Raw genomic sequence first — 18,442 nt, 5'->3', positions numbered from 1 at the left:
TACAAACACCTACATTATGAGTCTACTTCAAAAACAAGCTGCAGGGTTAGCTTTGTGCACACTTTTTAGTGTCACATCGCTCTATGCACAGCAGTCTATTACTGGTACAGTAAGGGATGCAAACGGAGCAGTTGCTGGCGCATCAATCTCCGTAAAAGGAACAAATCGAGCTACCCAAACCAATGAAAACGGAAGTTTTACGATCCAAGCCAGCCAAGGAGAAACCTTACGTATATCCATAGTCGGATATAAACCTCAGGAAATTCAAGTCAATGCAACAAAAACTATCGATGTAACCCTCTCTAACGATGATTCAAGCCTGGATGAGGTTGTCGTTACAGCATTAGGAATCAAACGCGAAGCCAAATCACTGGGCTATTCGGTACAAAAAGTTGGTGGTCGTGAACTTACACAAACAAATGCACCAACTGTTGCCACCGGACTAATGGGAAAAGTTTCAGGAATGAATATCAGCATGTCGAATGGTGTTGAAGGCGGATCGCAACGCGTGGTTATACGTGGTGCAGCCTCATTAACCGGAGCAAATCAACCGCTCTATGTCATCGATGGCATGCCCATAGATAACAATCAAATTACAAGTAAGGGAAATGACATTACCAAAGCAAGCGGATCCTATCAGGACTGGGGTTCGATATTAAATTTTATCAATGCGGATGATATTGAAGATGTAAGTGTATTAAAAGGACCTACTGCGGCCGCATTGTATGGCGCACGAGGTGGCAATGGTGTTGTTTTAATTACAACAAAAAAAGGTAAGCTAAAGGAGGGACTTGGAATTGACTATAACTACTCATTTCGCTCCAACGAGCCCTTCCGTTATCAAGAAATGCAAAATAAATACGGATACGGAGGAGCGATCGCGCTATATTCCGCCATTCCAACATTACCTGTAGACGCTAAAGGTCAGTTAAGATACCCAGGTGCAGACCCTTGGTCCGGAACAAATATCACTGATCAGAAATGGCTTAGTCACGGGACTGTCCCTGGAGGAAAAAATACCTGGGATTATTTTAGCTGGTATGGAACAGGTGCTTCATGGGGCGCCGAAATGAAAGGTCAGGAAATTCTATGGTGGGATGGAACAAAAAGGAATTACTCTCCACAACCCGATAATATCAAATCATTTTACCGTACGGGTAATACACAAACCCATAATGTTGCTTTTAGTGGAGCTAATGATCTTGGAAGTGTACGCTTATCTTATACTCGCCAAAACAATACATCAATCATTCCCAATAGTAATTTTAATAACAACACTTTCAATTTAGGGACAAACGTAAAAATATCAAAGAAAGTTACCGCAGATGTATCTGCAAGCTATATTAATTTCTATCGTCTTAATTCTCCTGATGTGGGAAATAGCAATAATTCTTGGGGTAAATTTTCAACTTATGGTATGTCACGGGATTATAAAAATCTAGAAAAGGACATTTATCGAAATCCAGATGGCAGTAAAAACTTATTAGATGGTTCGGTTTACAATATGGGATATCCTTACGGTGGATACGGAAAGGATATTTATTGGAATATTTTCATGAACAATACTGAACTAAATCGTGATCAACTATTAGGAACAGTTAAATTAAACGCTGAATTAACAGATTGGTTAACTTTAATGGGTAGAGCTTCTGGAAACTTTTCTTCAGATGAATTTGACAAAAAGTCCTATCCGACCGATAAAGAAGGGCTACAAGGAAAATATGGACACGAGCTATATAAAACGACTGATCGAAATCTCGACTTTTTGGCAACAGCACATAAAGAGAATCTCAATGGATCCAAATTTAGCGGTAGTATTTCGGCAGGAGCTAGTTCCTGGAAATCCAATTATCGAGGTATCCAAGGATTTAATGACGGTCCGTTCAATGATCCATTTTTATTTTATTTAGCCAATATCAATAAAAACGGTACCGTATCTGGTTTTATACCTACCGAGGAACGGATGGAACAACAGATAAATTCTTTATTTGGAATTGCCAATATCTCGTATGACAATTTCCTCTTCTTCGAAGGAACCTTTAGAAATGATTGGGCTTCAACTTTGCCTAGCAAAACAAGAAGCTATAATTATCCAGCAGCATCTTTAAGCTATGTCTTTACCGAAAAATGGGCAAACAAACCCAGTTGGTTAGATTATGGAAAATTAAGGGCTGCATTTGCGAAAAGTGCCATCGGAACTAAACCGTATCAGACATCCTATATTTACAGTACCGGAACATTCAATGGCCAAGCTCTCCGTAAGATTTCAAATAATTTATTACCTGTAGATTTACTAAAACCCCAGCGCTCCACTTCTTATGAACTCGGAACAGATCTGAGCTTTTTGAAAAATCGGCTTGGATTAACCTTTACCTATTACAAAGTCAATTCCACGGATCAAATCATCGACTTGAATGTCGCCCCTTCTTCTGGTGTTACAGGTGTACGAACAAACTCCGGTGAACTCCAAAATAAAGGGATAGAATTTACGTTAAGAGCAACACCAATAAAAACACAGGATTTTTCGTGGGATCTGACGCTCAACGGAGCGCAAAATAGAAACAAACTTATTAAGCTGGCTCCAGGAATTGACGAATATTACTTGGATGAAATGTTTGGCAACGAAGGGGTAACGATGAAGGTTAAAGTTGGCGACAACTTCGGGACAATTTATGGAACAGACTTTCAATATGATGAAAAAACAGGCAAACGGATTGTAGAACGGGTATTGGATGGACAAGGTAATCCCACAGGCACACATTACAAAGTTACAACGAATCAGGTACCAATCGGAAACGCAAACCCTAAATTAACAGGGGGACTAGGAACAAATCTGCGCTACAAAGATTTTTCATTTTATGCCTTAGTGGACTTCAAATGGGGTGGGGATATTTGGAGTGGAAGTTATTCCACAGCTATGGGAAATGGTCTTGCTCCTGAAACGCTGTTGGAAAGAGACGGTGGTGGCTTGGGGTATACCTACCCCGATGGATCAAAAGCAAACCATGGTGTAATTTTAGATGGCGTCTTTGCCGATGGAACAGACAATAAAGATGTCGTTCACTATATGTGGAAATACGCGGGCTCCTATGCAGCCTGGTCAAATATCCCCATGCCTCGAAGTTTGGCTGTTTTGGAAAATTCCTGGGCAAAACTTCGTGAAGTTCGGTTAACCTATCAGATTCCAAAATCTGTAGTTCAAAAGACGAAATTTTTCCAAGGAATGTCCGCCTCATTAATAGGTCGTGATTTATTTTATTTGTACACCAGTTTACCGGATAATTTAAATCCAGAAGCAGTTAACGGAATCGGTAACGCACAGGGTATTGAGTTCGGGGCCCTTCCGGGTGTTCGCTCTCTGGGCTTTAGCATTAGTGCATCGTTTTAATAAATGGAAATCATGAAAAGAAAACATCTAAAAACACTCTTATATAGTTCACTATTTTTGGGAACAGCAATAGTAACATCATGTACCAAAGATTTTGATGAAATGAACGCGCCTTGGAAAGACGCACAAACTGCGGATATAAAAAGTCTTTTTAATGGCGTTGTGGCGAGTATCGAACTTGGTGCCCAGGAACAAGCAACCGCGAATACATGGATCTACCCCATCGCACAGCTAGGAACAACCGTAGGAAACTCGGGATATTCCATGCAAAATGCATCAAACGAATTATGGGAAAACTACTATAGGGCTCTTATTTCCATTCGATTGACCGAAAAAATGATCAATGAATCGCCAGACAAAGCTAAGTATCAAAACATACAGGCGATGCTCACGATTCTAAAGGCCTACAAGACCTTTAAAATGACTGATGTCTTTGGCGATATCCCTTATTTTGAGGCCGGCATGGCAGACCAAGGTCCTACCAATTACCGACCTGCATTTGATAATCAAAAAAGTATTTACGAAAGCTTATTAAATGATTTAAAAACAGCAGTAGCAAACTTAAGCAGCTCTGCCGATCAGATTAATATAGGAACATCAGAATCCATGTTAAATAGCGATATTGCCTTATGGAAAAAATTTGGCAACTCCTTACGTTTACGCTATGCACTACGTATGAGTGACGCCAATGGAACTGTTGCAGCCACTCATGTGCAAGAGGCATTAACTTTACCACTTCTAGAAAACATTGAAAATATCGGATTGACGCCTGCTGTACAAAATTTCACCGGTGAATGGCGGGAATGGTCATTTCATGCCGGAATTTATTTACGCATGGGGAGTACCGCCTGGGAAATGCTTAGCAACAATAATAATAAAGATGGTTCTGGAATTTTCGATCCAAGAGCCAAAATCTTTTTTGAAACAAATGCTAAAAATGAATGGGCACCGAAACCGCAAAACGTCGCGATGTCCGATGGTGGTGAACCCTATAACCGGCGAAGAGATGATGATTGGTCTAATAAGGGAGCAGGAAACCTAATCTCGAATTTCAATTATTATTTTGGCCGCGATAAAAATATTCCGGAATTGATCATTACTGCGGCAGAAGTCTATTTTCTAAAAGCGGAAGCAGCGGCGAAAGGAATTGGGGCTGCAGCAAGTTTAACTACAGCCAAAACAGAGTATGAAAATGGTGTCAGGTCATCCATTAATTTTTGGACGACCATGGCGATGAAAAGCGTCGTCTGGAAAGAGAACAAACCCACCTCTTTACCCACCAGCACGCAATTAAATATCATCTTGGCTAATCCGAAAGTAGCATTTTCCACCACATTAAGCACTACAAATGCGCTAAAATTAATCTATACACAGCGTTGGTTAGATAATTTTAGACAACCATATGAAGCTTGGGCTTTAACACGGCAAACGGATGCTACACCAAAGTCTTCGGTAAACAACGATTTGTATGAAAAAGAATTTGGTGTAATAAAAAGATTAAATTATGCGGATAAGGAATACCAATATAATCGAGATAATACATTAGAGGCCACAAAGAAAGAAGTTAATAGTACGGAATGGCAAAAAGTAAAAGTTTGGTGGGATGTAAAATAAAAGCATAGTACATATTCATTCTAAAACGCCCCAAAATTTGGGGCGTTTTTTCTTTAATACAAAATAAAATTTAACACAGAAAACAGAATACTTTTTAAAAATATTCAAAAAGTTATTTTCTCTTAATATAAAAATAACATATCTTTAGCGCTCACTAATGGGAAAACACTAACGCAAACCCACATAACGTAATGGAATTGAAGGAGAAAATCCTTATACATCTGTATTATCTGAAGGAGCTGTCTATTGCTGGACTTTCTAAAAGTCTGTCAAAAAGCACCCCTATTGTTACAAAAGTAATCAATGAGCTATTAGAACAGCGTATCATTGTCGACAAGGGGTTAGCAGCGTCAACAGGCGGTAGGAGAGCTGCATTATATGCATTGAATGACGATGTCGACCACCTGATTGTAAGCATATCCATTGATCAATTCTATACATCCATCTATATAAGCAATCTGAGACAGGAAATTCTGCATCAGCAATTCGACATTGCGTTGGATATCAGTGAGCCAGTTGCTGGACCTAAAGTTCTCGAGGCGCTTAACGTGTTTCTCAATCGGCACCATGTAGACAACACTAAAATTATAGGAATAGGGATCAGCATGCCGGGTTTTGTCAATACGGCCCTCGGTGTTAATGATTCATTCCCTGACAACGAACCGATCCATCATCTCCAGAATCTGATTGAAAAAGCGTTGAATATTCCAACGATCATCGACAACGATTCACGTTGTGTTGCCTGGGCCGAGAAGGAATTTGGCGGCGGTGTCGACAGCACACATACCCTAGTCATCAATTTGAATTGGGGAGTGGGTTTAGGAATTATTATTAACGGTGAAATTTTTACAGGTGCCACGGGTTTTGCCGGCGAGTTCAGTCATATTCCATTGTCTAACACCAATAGCTTATGTTCCTGCGGAAAAAGGGGTTGTCTTGAGGTAGAGGCATCGCTAAAATCTGCCATAGCGCAGACAGAAATGGCAATCCAACAGGGAGAATATTCCATCTACAGCACACTCATTAAGACCGAAAGCAACAAAAACAACGCACTTATAGAAGCTGCGAAAATTGGAGATCAATTAGTTATCAACAATATCGGAAGGATCGGTTTTATGATCGGAAAGGGAATATCCACCTTGCTTCATATCCTCAATCCAAATAAGGTTATTATCAGCGGTCGTGGAGCCGAAATCGGACATATTTTGGCGCCACAGATCCAGAATGCCGTCAATGAATTCAGCATTCCAAGAATAGCGAAAATGACTGCAATAGAAATATCCGAGTTACATAAAACTGCACAACAAAAAGGGACAACAGCTTTGGTTGTCGAACATTATATCAATCGCATTTTAACGAATTAAACTCTTACTTAATTACCTAAAAAATGAGTCTATTTTACAAAAAAGCAGCGGGGTTAGCACTGGGCACTATATTTAGTGCTACTGCCCTTTATGCACAACAAACAATTACAGGTAAAGTATCTGATGACAAAGGGCCGATTTCGGGGGTCACTGTGGCAGTCAAAGGTACTTCAAAAGCTACACAAACAAATGCAAGCGGATCGTTTAGCATTGATGCAGCTCCTGGCGAAACCATACGCCTATCAATCGTCGGATACAAAGCTCAAGAAATCGTGGTTGGCTCAACTAAAACGATTAATGTAACATTAACCGCAGATGCATCGGCACTGGAAGAAGTTGTCGTAACAGCAATGGGCATAAAAAGAGAAAAGAAAACACTAGGCTATTCTTTTCAAGAAGTTAAATCCGAACAACTTACCGATGCCAAAGAGACAAATGTTGCCAATGCTTTAGTGGGTAAAGTTTCTGGTCTTCAAGTCATCAAAGGCTCAGCGGGTCCCGCATCTTCAACCAAGATTACACTACGTGGTAACAACTCCCTTACCGGAGATAACCAACCCTTAATAATCGTAGACGGTGTGCCGATGAACAATTTCCTTGGTGGTATGAAAGGAAATGGCGATAAAAATAACGATATGTGGAATCCTGCGACGGATATGGGTGGTGGTTTAGGTGACATCAACCCCGACGACATCGAGAGTATGTCTGTCCTGAAAGGCGGTGCCGCTTCGGCCTTATATGGATCGAGAGCAGGTAACGGTGCTATCGTGATCACAACAAAATCGGGTAAATCTCAAAAAGGGGCCGGTATCACGTATTCATCAACCATCGGCCTTGAAACGATATTCATGACACCAAAGCTCCAAAATAGCTATGGACAAGGAAAAGACGGTGTTTACAACCCAATAAGCACAACGAGCTGGGGTGATAAGGCGACCAATGTATACGACAATATTGGCGCATACTTTAATACAGGCGTTAATCACACCCAAAACCTTGCTTTTCAACAACAGTTGGGCGAGACCAACATCTATTCGTCTGCAACCTATTTAAACGACCAAAGCAAAATTCCTGGCTCTTCATTGGAACGAATCAATTTGATGACTAAGGTCACTTCATCATTTGGCCCTGACAAACGCTGGACCACTGATGTCAAAGTGCAGTACATGAATATGAATGCCAAAAACAGACCTATTTCCGGCCAGAATAATTCAAACGTTTATAGCACCTTGTTTACCATGCCTCGTTCCATGAATATTCTGGACTTTAAAAACCCATTGAACGCAGTGGGCGATATGGCTTGGTATGGAACAAGTGAGAACAAAACCATGAATCCCTATTGGCTGGAAAAATACCGTCTGAATAATGACATTCGTGACCGTTTTATCATGAATGGGAACATCAAATACAAATTCAATGACTGGTTAGATGCAGAAGCAAGATTCGGTCGTGATCAGTATACCACCAATTATGAAAACAAAACTTATGGTGGTAGCCCGTTGATTACAGGCGGTAGTTACGGAGTCGGGAAAAACACCTTTTTTGAAAACAACTTCACTGTTGCATTAAATGCCCGTAAAGATAATTTAATAGGGAAATGGGGCGGATCTGCTTCCGTATTCGGTCAGATCATGAAAACGAGATCTACAGGAATAGATGCAAGTACAGGAGAGTTGCAAGTACCAAATCTGTTCTACATCAACAACAGTAAATCTTTTCCTACGATCGAACAGAGTTTATTGCAAAAGCAGATCAACTCACTATATGCTACTGCGGAAATCAATTACGACAATTACCTATTCTTTAACGTAACTGGAAGAAATGATTGGTCATCAGCGCTAGGGTTGGACAATAGATCTTTCTTCTACCCATCCATAAGTGGATCGTGGGTAATTTCAGATATGATTACGAAGACAGGCGGTTCATTGCCAAGCTGGTTATCATTCGCGAAGTTAAGAGGCTCTTATGCCGAAGTCGGTAACGATCTTCCATCTTTCCAATTGTATAACGTTTACAACATTGGAAAAGATCCAAATGGCAATACCACTGCTGGCATGGGAAATACCAAATATAGCCCTAGCATCCTTAGCGAGCTCATTAAAACCATCGAATTTGGTTTTGACACCAGATTATTTAACAGCAGATTAGGACTGGATTTTGCCTGGTATAAAACAAATGCAACCAACCAGCTGATAGATCTTCCAATGAACCCTTACAGCGGCTATGAATACGAGAAAATCAATGCTGGAAACATCCAAAACTCAGGTTTTGAAATCGTATTGGACGGAAGAATATTGACCAACAAGGAAGGCCTGATCTGGAATTCTAGCCTGAACTTTTCAAGAAACAGGAATAAAATCATCAGCCTCGCTGACGGCGTAGACATGTATCCCTTGGGATCTTATGACAACGTCTCTATCCGTGCCCTTGAAGGTGGATTATATGGAGATATTTACGGCACTAAATTCCTAAGAGTTGAAGATCCGAACAGTGAATTTAATGGTCAATTGATTTTAAATGGCAGTGGATTACCACAGGCGGCGAGCGGTCTACACAAACTCGGAAATCAAGCTCCTAAGGCATTGGTAGGCTGGAACAATAATTTTGCCTACAAAAACTTTGGCTTGAGCTTTCAGGTGGACGGAAGATTTGGCGGTGAATTCTTCTCCGGAACAAATCTAAATCTGCAGGCAAATGGTAGCGCCGCTGTCACAGCGCCAAATGGTGAACGTAATCCATTTGTCGTAGACGGCGTGATAGCCTCCAATGGAACTTACACGAAAAATACGGTACAAACAACGCAACAATTGTATTGGACACAAGTAACTTCCACATCAGGAAACTATGGTATTACAGAGCAAAATGTGTATGATGCAACGAATATCCGTTTGAGAAATGTGACATTGAGTTATAATTTCCCAAAAAGCATACTTGGTAATAGCATTGTACAACGTGCCAAAGTCAGCCTGACAGCAAATAATGTCTGGATGATTAAAAGTTACGCCAATGGGATAGATCCCGAATCCGTATTTGCCATCAATTCAAATGCGACAGGTTTTGAGAACTTCTCTACACCAACTTCTAGATCATTCTTCCTTAATGTTACTTTAGGCTTCTAATCAATAAAAACGATAAATCATGAAAAATATCATATCAAAAATAGGTTTTGCAGTTCTTTTGGGAGGAGTAATCAGCTCATGCTCTAAATTTGAAGAGATGAACGTCAACCCTTATAAGGCTAACGACGATCAAGTCAAAATCGAATTCTTTTTTAACAACTCACTTACTGGTGCACAACAAGATCCCAATATCGCTGAACGCATCTTTGTCCTCGACTGGAAAACTACTGGAAGACAACATATGACAAACGGTCTTGCGACCGGAACGGTAAATGACGATTGGTCTAAAGAATACTATAGATATTCCGCTGAATGGATCAAAAATGCAACTAAAGGAATTGAGATTGCCACTAACGAAATCAATACTGGATCCGCAAAAGATTACACCAATAATTTACTGCAGATTTCCCGTATCTGGAGAGCATACCTGATCAGTGAGGTAACGGATAATTTTGGCCCCACCCCTATTGCATTTGCCGAAGGTGTGAATCCAAAATACAGTTCTGTTAAAGATGTATATTATTATCTTTTCGAAGAACTTAAAGACGCAACTTCCAAAATAAAGCCGGGCATTAAAGTTCCTGACGATGTCGTGAAGTTTGACCGTGCCTATGGGTTTAACGATGAGAAATGGGTCAAATATGCGAATTCAATGCGTATGCGATTGGCGATGCGCCTATCTGAGATTGACGCGAACAAAGCAAAATCAGAATTCGAGGCTGCTGTGGCTACCAATAAATACATCAGCAATACAGCGGACAATTTTACAGTTGCCGAGAAAGATGGCTGGGATGCTTTGACAGGCGTCATGAGCCGCAGCTGGAATTATCAGGCACTTTCGGCGACCTTGAATAACCTATACCTGGGATTGGGTGGTATTCAAACAGAAAAGCAAGTTGCCCAAGATCTGAAATCTTCAATTAAAGCCGAAAACTACATCGGCAAACGCTACAGTAATCATTTCACTAGCATGACCAATGACCCTTCTGCAGGTTACTGGTTGGATGGTCTGCCGAATAAAATCGATCCACGTGCATTGAAGGCATTTTTTATTCCTGGTGATTTTAACAATCAGAATTTCTTCGACAATGGCGATGACTCTAAAACAACGGTAGATACCTTAGTGAATGGCAATACCAAAATTGCTGTAAACACAAAATATACCTGGAATGCCTTTTCATTGGGCGACTGGGCTGCCAAAGGTACAAATAACCGACTTAGAAGTACATTGGTCGGTAAAGTTCCTGCAATTGCAGTTCAATTCAGAAGAAGTGCGAATAGTCGCATTTTCTTTGCCAACTGGGAGACTTATTTCCTTTTAGCTGAAGCTTCTCTAAAAGGATGGATAACCGGAACATCTGCACAGGCAGCCTATGAAAATGGTGTCAAAGCAAATTTCGATTACTGGGGTGTAGGTCAATTTGCGTCCGAATACCTTAACTCTACCGATTATAATAGAGTAGGTACATCTGTTAGCTTTACGCATACAGCAGAACCTGGTGACGCACATACTATGGATTATATTGACGGTTACACAAACACTCCGGGTACTGCAAGCATCAAATACCCTGTCAATTCACTTTACAAAAACGGTACAGTACGCAATGACTTATTGACAAAGATTATTACACAAAAATTCATTGCCAATTTACCTTGGTTACCATTAGAGTCCTGGAATGATCAAAGAAGACTGGGTTTACCTTTCTATGAGAATCCTGCGATTGAAAATGCTTTACCAAACTTACCTGATCTTACATCAGCGAACTTTATGACAAGCAACATCAAGTTCTTTCCACAACGATTAGCGTTCCCTTCATCTTTTAGGGATACTGATCCAGCGGAGTACCAGAACGCAGTATCGCTATTGGGTGGCGCGGATAAAGTATTGACACCACTTTGGTGGGCAAAACAGAAATAGACTTTTCATACAACAAGTCAAATTTTGAGGAGATGTATCTGTGATACATCTCCTCTTTTTATATCATTTTTATACGAGATTTTTTAATACAAACCTTTTGACGACCTGAATTGTCCCGATATTAATAGGGCATTTTTACGTCCAATTGGCCGCCAATAGCTATTCCTGAAAAACTCATTCGATACTACATTTTAGTAATTGTCGTATAAGCCCAATTCGTCCAAACCCCATCTTTATTTTTTACCCGGGCCGAAACTGTATATGTACCGCTATTAGAAAATTGTATCCGTACACCAGTATGGTTTTCCAAGAGACAATCTAATCCCGAATCGTATGTAATTGTTGCCGAAGGGGAAACCTGCCATTCCGCATCTATGGCATCCGTACATCTATTGGGGTATAAAGCAACGAAATTCATAGGCGGCATCGAACCCGAACCTATTGTGGCAGATTCGCTCCATATCCCATTCAGTACCGTTGGCAAAGCCGCCATAACAACCGTTTTTGCTTTTGAAGAAAGAGTTGGTAAATCGCGTTTGGCATTGGAATTTAAATCTGCCCTTGTGAAGCCAAAGCATATAATAGTGCCTAAGCAAAGCATGCTTTTAAAAATTTGATGTTTTCTCATAACTGTTATAATTGTGAAGAATAGCTGGTTTGAAACCGATCAAACCTTACATAAATATAGACAAATTGTTACACATAATATTCTCCATTTAACGGCAGAAGGGAGCATCTTATATATTACGCCTGCATTTTTGACACTTCTTTTTAAAAAATTTAAAAAGAATTTTGAACTTAATAGAAATACTACATATCTTTATTGCATCATCATTAGTATGATCCACCGATTAGGCTGGATCAGAAGAGGCTAATATTGTGCATACTAACTTGGATATTGGATAAATCAATGTCTTTTTAAAATTACAAACCGAATCACTACTCACTGAAGTTGAACTAATATGGTTGTCGATATATTAAAAAATTTGTACTACCGCCCCATGCAACCGATTTCGGAAATTGCTAATACCCTATCAAGGAGCATTCCATCCGTTACAAAACAACTCAATGCCCTATTGGCAAAAGACATTATCGTTGAAAAGGGATACGCAGCCTCCACAGGGGGAAGAAAGGCAATCCAATATAGGCTAAATGAAGACTTGTCCCATACCGTCATAAGTATATCCATTGACCAGTTCTACACTTCAATAGCTTCAACCAATTTAAAAGCAGAAATACTTTTCGCTGAGAATAATGTTCCTATCGATCTAAGAGATACAAATGCTCCAGACTTAATTATAAACTGCCTAGATAATTTTCTGTCGGAAAATCAACTAGATAAACAGCTAATAATAGGCGTCGGAATTAGCATGCCCGGATTTGTCAATTCTGAAACCGGACTCAACGAATCGTATAACGAACATTCGCGCTTATACAACATCCGTGAGCAAATTGAACTTAAATTCGGCATCCCTACTGTTATAGACAATGATTCCCGTTGTGTTGCGTGGGCAGAGAAAAAATTCGGTGAAGCTCAAGACTCCAGCCATTCACTTGTCATCAATCTTAATTGGGGGGTTGGACTTGGTATACTGATCAATGACGATATATTCAAAGGAACCTCCGGATTTGCTGGAGAATTCAGTCATATCCCACTTTCTGATACCCTGACGTTATGTTCGTGTGGGAAAAGAGGATGTCTGGAAGTCGAAGCATCAATTAGCGCTGCTATCCGAAATATCCAAAAAGATATCAAAAAGGGAGCATATTCAATCTATGAGAAATTAGAGCTAGAACATAACAATAAAGTTGAAGCATTGATAAAATCAGTACAAATCGGGGATCAAATAGCCATTAATAATATTGGGAAGATTGGATATTTATTAGGAAAAGGAATATCTACGCTTATCCATATTCTAAATCCCCATCGAATCATTATCAGTGGTAGGGGTGCAGAAATAGGTCAGATTTTAGCACCACAAATCCAGGTTGCTGTCAATGAATATAGTATTCCAAAGATTGCAAAAAAAACGACCCTCAGTATCTCAACGTTACACAGGAACGCTCAGCAACTGGGCACAACGGCTTTAGTTATCGAAAAATTTATCGCACGCATTATAAACTAATATTTTACACAAATACCTAAAACATGAGTCTATTTTACAAAAGAGCTGCCGGATTGGCCTTATGTACACTATTCAGTGCCACATCACTCTATGCGCAGCAAAGCATCACTGGGATTGTTTCGGATGCTAATGGTCCTGTCTCTGGAGCGACCGTTACCGTAAAGGGAACTACAAAGGGCACACAGACAACCGCCAATGGTTCTTTTACCATTCAAGCGGCCCAAGGCGAAACATTAAGAATTTCAATCGTTGGATACAAAGCCCAAGAAATTGTGGTTGGATCGAATAAAACGATTAATGTTACACTAAGTCCCGATGCGTCGGCCCTTGATGAAGTCGTTGTAACAGCGATGGGTATAAAACGCGAGTCTAAAGCTTTGGGATATGCGGTAAGCAACATCAAGGCTGATGAAATTACTAAAGCTGGAAACACCAACTTCGGTTCCGCATTATACGGTAAAGCACCAGGTGTAAAAATCACCACTGCTCCTGGTGGTTCGGCCAGTGCGGTAAATGTGCAGATCCGTGGGATCAATTCATTAAACTATCAACGCCAACCACTTTACGTTGTGGACGGAATTATCATCCGAAACGATCAGCAAAATGGGGCTGCTGGAGCCAACAACAACAACTTCGATCGTGATCAACGAATCCGCGGCAACGGAATGTTGGATATCAATCCTGCAGACATCGATAACATATCCATTTTAAAAGGTGCTGCAGCAAGTGCATTATATGGCTCAGATGCAGCGAGCGGAGTGATTGTTATTACGACAAAAAAGGGAACTAAGGGACGCGGTCTAGGTGTCGATTTTAATTACACAGGATCCTTGGAGCGCGCCGCATTCTTACCGAAATTTCAAAACGAATATGGTCCGGGGTATGATGCCGGCATTAACGTCACCAATGGCGCTACCGAAGAAGGTTGGATCCTGGATGCCAAGTCACCCACTGGACGACGACCTTACTTTAGGTCCTACGCAAGCTTCGGTCCCAAATTTACGGGAGAAGATGTTCTTTGGTGGGATGGCCAGATTAGACCTTACGTTGCGCGTAAAAACAATTACTACGACGTTTTCGACAAAGGTTATAATTCTACCGCAAACATCGGAATATCCAATCAGACTGAAAAACTCAATTATCGTTTGAGTGCAACCCGCATGGATTATAAAAGTACCAGCCCGGGAAGCAAACAGACAAAAAATACATTTAATTTAAATAGCTCATTAAAGCTAAGTAACCGTTTATCCACAGATATCGTCGCGAATTATATCAACACCAACACGCACAATAGAACATACCTTTTAGGACAGGTACTAGGTAGTTTTGATGGATTCTTCAGTAGAACGGAGGATATGGCAGCCATGAAAAAAGCCTATCAAACATCAGATGGCTATAAGTATTCGAAATTTGGTACAGGCCGTCCGGAGGATTTTATTTACACAATGCGTGCATCAAACCTATTGGATTATTTCTGGAATCAGTATAAAAACAGTTATGATGAGGTTGAAAACCGTATTTTAACCAGCGCGACATTAAATTGGGATGTAGTTGATCACCTCAAATTCAGAGGAAGAATAGGGAATGACTTTACTTCTGCTACCAGTACAAATAAGCAGTACACAGAGAATGCAACGAAGTATAATTCGCCGTCAAGCAGTACCGGTGGCTATTCAACCACTAAAGGAGCCTATTCAATTTTATATGGCGATTTAATGATGACATATAGCAATAAGATCAATGAAAATTTTGACTATTCAGCTAGTGTTGGCTTTCAATCCCGGTCAGAAAATTACGATGATCAATCCTCAAGCACCGCTTCTGGGCTCGTTACTGAAAACTGGTTTAGTTTAAGCAACAGCTTGGCGCAGGCTACAACGACGAATGCTCGAAAGGAAATGCTTAAATACGCTTACTTTGGGTCATTAAACATCGGTTACAAGGGCTTTGCTTATCTTGATGGAACATACCGTTCAGAATACTCATCAACTCTTCCTCCACAAAACAACAACTACCAATATGGTTCCCTAAGTGGTAGTTTCATTTTTAGTGATGCATTTAATATCAAATCCGACAAGTTTTCCTATGGTAAGTTACGTGCTTCGTATGGTATCGTAGGTAATGATGCTGCTATTTACGAAGCCAATATCGCCTATACTCAAGCGCCTTTGTTAACAGTGAATGGAGCTATACCGGCATTGACGTACAAAAACCGATATGGTAATCTAGATCTTAGACCGGAAAGGAAATATGAAATGGAGTTCGGTCTGGAATTGAAATTTCTAAAAAACAGAATCGGCTTAGATGCAAGTTACTACAACAACTATATCGAGGATCAAATTCTTGGGTTGACAACACCTGCATCAACAGGTGCAACATCTCAGCTTCTAAATATTGGAAAAATAGCTAATCATGGATTGGAATTATCCATTAACGGAACGCCTATCCAAAACGAAAATTTCACTTGGAATTCCAGACTAAATTATTCTTTCAACCGCTCTAAAGTCAAAGAATTATTGGCGGGTGTTGATGAATTGGTTTTTTACTCAGCTGATGCCAATTCATTAAAAATTACGGCAAAAGCAGGAGAAACTCTGGGAAATATCTATGTATATGATATCGCTAAAGATGAGAATGGCAATAATCTGATATCGGATGAAGGCTTTTATGTAATGGATAAATCCAAATATAAAATGGTAGGCAATATTATGCCTAAAGCAATTGGTGGATGGACAAATACCTTTAACTACAAGAACTTTAGCTTAGATTTCACTGCTGATTACCGGTTTGGCGGTAAAATGGTATCCGAAAATCTTAAGTATGGAATGGCTTCCGGACTTTATGAGAACACACTTCCCTACAGAGAAAGTGGCATCACGCTACCGGGTGTTAATGCCAATACTGGAAAAGCAAATGATGTACATTTAAGTGGAGCGGAATATTACTTCAATACGTTTAACTGGGGTGATGACTCCTGGTCTGAAAAAGGTGCGGTTTATGACAATAACTTTATTAAACTAAGGGAACTTTCTATTGGTTACCGGATCCCGGACAGCTTTACAAAACGCATCAAAATGAACAATCTTAGATTTTCATTAATCGGAAGAAATTTATTCTATTTCTACCGAACATTGAAAAATCTTGATCCTGAAGCTCCAGTAGGAAATGCTTGGTGGGCTCAGGGTGTTGACGTTGGTTCCTCCGCAGCAACAAGAAGCTTTGGTTTTTCGTTAAACGCTAATTTTTAATCACTTTTTACTGAAATCATGAAAAAAATATTTTTTACCATATTTACACTTACGACTGCTTTAACCTCCTTGGTAGGCTGTAAAAAGCAATTGGATGAAAAATTTCAAAATCCAGACGCTACCGAAAAAGCCAGTGTTTCAGCATTCTTTGCCGAATTGTTAAATAATGACCGGGTGAGACCTTCCTATTGGCATTATAGAACTTTCATTTTATCAAATCAGGCAATTTATACACAAACAGCATCTTTTATCCCATCCAATTCCATGTATCAGCCAAATGATGGCTATTCATATGATTATTGGGTAGATTTCTATTCACCAGGCGTACTTGGCATCTATAGAGCCATGGAAAAAGCCTATGCTGCACTCCCTGAGGAAGAAAAAGCTAATGCCAAAGTTATCTTGCAGGCAGCAAAAGTAGTTGTCTTAGACGAGGCTTCAAAGTTAGTAGACAACTATGGCGATATCCCGTTCAGCGAAGCAGGCAGCCTACCTTCAACTAATGTGATCAAACTTCCAAAATTTGATGATCAAAAAGAGCTGTATTATCAATTCATATCGGATTTAAAGGAGATAAACACCTATTTCGATACCGTAGAATCTAATCCCGAATTCGCCAAATATGATATATTAAACAGCGGTAATGTCGGTAAATGGAGAAAGTACACAAACTCGCTGAGACTTCGTTTATTATTGCGAATTTCCAATGTCGACGAAGCCAAAGCACGCACGGAGATATTGGAGATCCTAAATAACCCAAGTCAATTTCCATTAGCAGATGGAAACAATAATGGCAGCTATGATCCAAAAACAGAAGATATCCTTTTGGCTCCATTGACAAACTATACAGGTACATTAAGACAAGGGCTGATTGAGGGGCCTAATCATTATGCAACTGACCATATGTTAAACAAGGTTATGTTACCATCAAAGGATCCCCGTATTCCGGTATTTTATGACAAATTTGGAGTAACTGTGGATAATAAATTTATACCAAACAAAGAGTATAAAGCCATGCCGATTACTTTTACTTCCACCGAGATGGAAAAGAACTATCAAAGCTATTCTATTTTGGATTCCACAACATTTGCTGACAACAAAGAACTTCCCGGTATCGTATTTTCAGCCAGTGAAACCAACTTTATTAAAGCCGAAGCTCAGTTAAGATGGGGATCAAGTGCTGCAGCTAAAGAGGCTTATAATACAGCTGTAAAACAGTCAATATCTTTCTACTATTATTTGAACAATATAAATAAGTCCGGTTTAAAAACCGAAACTAAACCTGCCGACAATGTCATCAATGATTTTATTGATAAATCCACGATAACATTCACAGGGGATAAAAATAAAGACCTTGAGTTAATCTATACGCAAAAATGGTTGCACTATGGTTTTCTACAGGCACAACAAGCTTGGTCCGAATTACGACGAACAGGCTATCCAGTGCTAACCTTTCCAGTAGCTGGGCTTGTCAACTTCGCGAATCCACCTATGAGGTTGAATTATCCATCTTCAGAGGTATCAAATAATAGTAAAAATTACGAAGCCGTAAGATCAAAGGACACACGAACAACCAAAATTTTCTGGGACGTCAATTAATCGACACTACATCTCCTACAGAAAGCCACCTTCAAGTGGCTTTCTTTTTATCATTTTCATTATATT

9 protein-coding genes are annotated in these 18,442 nt (G+C 39.9%); 8 read left to right on the top strand and 1 reads right to left on the bottom strand.

Features of this window, described 5'->3' with window-relative positions; genetic code table 11:
* The first annotated feature begins 16 nt into the window (after positions 1-16).
* From G6053_RS03880 to G6053_RS03860, 5 genes are all read left to right on the top strand, one after another.
* Entirely contained in the window at positions 17-3,388 is a 3,372-nt protein-coding gene (locus G6053_RS03880) for a SusC/RagA family TonB-linked outer membrane protein (protein ID WP_165305612.1), read from the top strand.
* A gap of 12 nt (positions 3,389-3,400) precedes the next feature.
* The gene (locus G6053_RS03875; RefSeq protein WP_165305611.1) at positions 3,401-5,002 is read left to right on the top strand and encodes a SusD/RagB family nutrient-binding outer membrane lipoprotein; all 1,602 of its coding nucleotides are present in this window, start codon (positions 3,401-3,403) and stop codon (positions 5,000-5,002) included.
* Positions 5,003-5,199: 197 nt separating this feature from the next.
* Positions 5,200-6,366: an ROK family protein gene (locus G6053_RS03870; RefSeq protein ID WP_165305610.1), complete on the top strand. Its 1,167-nt coding sequence runs from the start codon at positions 5,200-5,202 to the stop codon at positions 6,364-6,366.
* Between the two features lie 23 nt (positions 6,367-6,389).
* Positions 6,390-9,485: a SusC/RagA family TonB-linked outer membrane protein gene (locus G6053_RS03865; RefSeq protein ID WP_165305609.1), complete on the top strand. Its 3,096-nt coding sequence runs from the start codon at positions 6,390-6,392 to the stop codon at positions 9,483-9,485.
* Between the two features lie 19 nt (positions 9,486-9,504).
* Complete coding sequence (locus G6053_RS03860; protein WP_165305608.1) at positions 9,505-11,403, top strand: SusD/RagB family nutrient-binding outer membrane lipoprotein; 1,899 nt, start codon at positions 9,505-9,507, stop codon at positions 11,401-11,403.
* Positions 11,404-11,587: 184 nt separating this feature from the next.
* On the opposite strand, the gene G6053_RS03855 is transcribed toward G6053_RS03860, so the two are convergent.
* Complete coding sequence (locus G6053_RS03855) at positions 11,588-12,031, bottom strand: hypothetical protein (RefSeq protein WP_165305607.1); 444 nt, start codon at positions 12,029-12,031, stop codon at positions 11,588-11,590.
* 373 nt (positions 12,032-12,404) lie between these two features.
* Between G6053_RS03855 and G6053_RS03850 the strand changes: the two genes are divergently transcribed.
* From G6053_RS03850 to G6053_RS03840, 3 genes are read left to right on the top strand one after another with little or no spacing between them, the layout of a single operon-like run.
* A complete protein-coding gene (locus tag G6053_RS03850) occupies positions 12,405-13,529 on the top strand; it encodes an ROK family protein (protein ID WP_206531864.1) in 1,125 nt (374 codons plus the stop codon).
* Between the two features lie 23 nt (positions 13,530-13,552).
* Positions 13,553-16,777 carry a SusC/RagA family TonB-linked outer membrane protein gene (locus G6053_RS03845; protein WP_165305605.1) on the top strand — a complete coding sequence of 1,075 codons (3,225 nt, stop codon included), beginning with the start codon at positions 13,553-13,555 and terminating at the stop codon, positions 16,775-16,777.
* 18 nt (positions 16,778-16,795) lie between these two features.
* On the top strand, positions 16,796-18,376 hold the full coding sequence (locus G6053_RS03840) for a SusD/RagB family nutrient-binding outer membrane lipoprotein (protein WP_165305604.1): 1,581 nt from the start codon (positions 16,796-16,798) through the stop codon (positions 18,374-18,376).
* The last annotated feature ends 66 nt before the right edge of the window (positions 18,377-18,442 follow it).

This window comes from Sphingobacterium sp. DR205 (assembly GCF_011064245.1).
GTDB lineage: Bacteria > Bacteroidota > Bacteroidia > Sphingobacteriales > Sphingobacteriaceae > Sphingobacterium > Sphingobacterium athyrii.
Note: the sequence above shows the minus strand (reverse complement) of the source record. Positions and strands in the feature narration are given on the sequence as shown.

Coding starts and splice junctions, on each gene's coding strand:
- G6053_RS03880 (WP_165305612.1), top strand. CDS start 17: ATGAGTCTACTTCAAAAACAAGCTGCAGGGTTAGCTTTGTGCACACTT.
- G6053_RS03875 (WP_165305611.1), top strand. CDS start 3,401: ATGAAAAGAAAACATCTAAAAACACTCTTATATAGTTCACTATTTTTG.
- G6053_RS03865 (WP_165305609.1), top strand. CDS start 6,390: ATGAGTCTATTTTACAAAAAAGCAGCGGGGTTAGCACTGGGCACTATA.
- G6053_RS03860 (WP_165305608.1), top strand. CDS start 9,505: ATGAAAAATATCATATCAAAAATAGGTTTTGCAGTTCTTTTGGGAGGA.
- G6053_RS03855 (WP_165305607.1), bottom strand. CDS start 12,031: ATGAGAAAACATCAAATTTTTAAAAGCATGCTTTGCTTAGGCACTATT.
- G6053_RS03850 (WP_206531864.1), top strand. CDS start 12,405: ATGCAACCGATTTCGGAAATTGCTAATACCCTATCAAGGAGCATTCCA.
- G6053_RS03845 (WP_165305605.1), top strand. CDS start 13,553: ATGAGTCTATTTTACAAAAGAGCTGCCGGATTGGCCTTATGTACACTA.
- G6053_RS03840 (WP_165305604.1), top strand. CDS start 16,796: ATGAAAAAAATATTTTTTACCATATTTACACTTACGACTGCTTTAACC.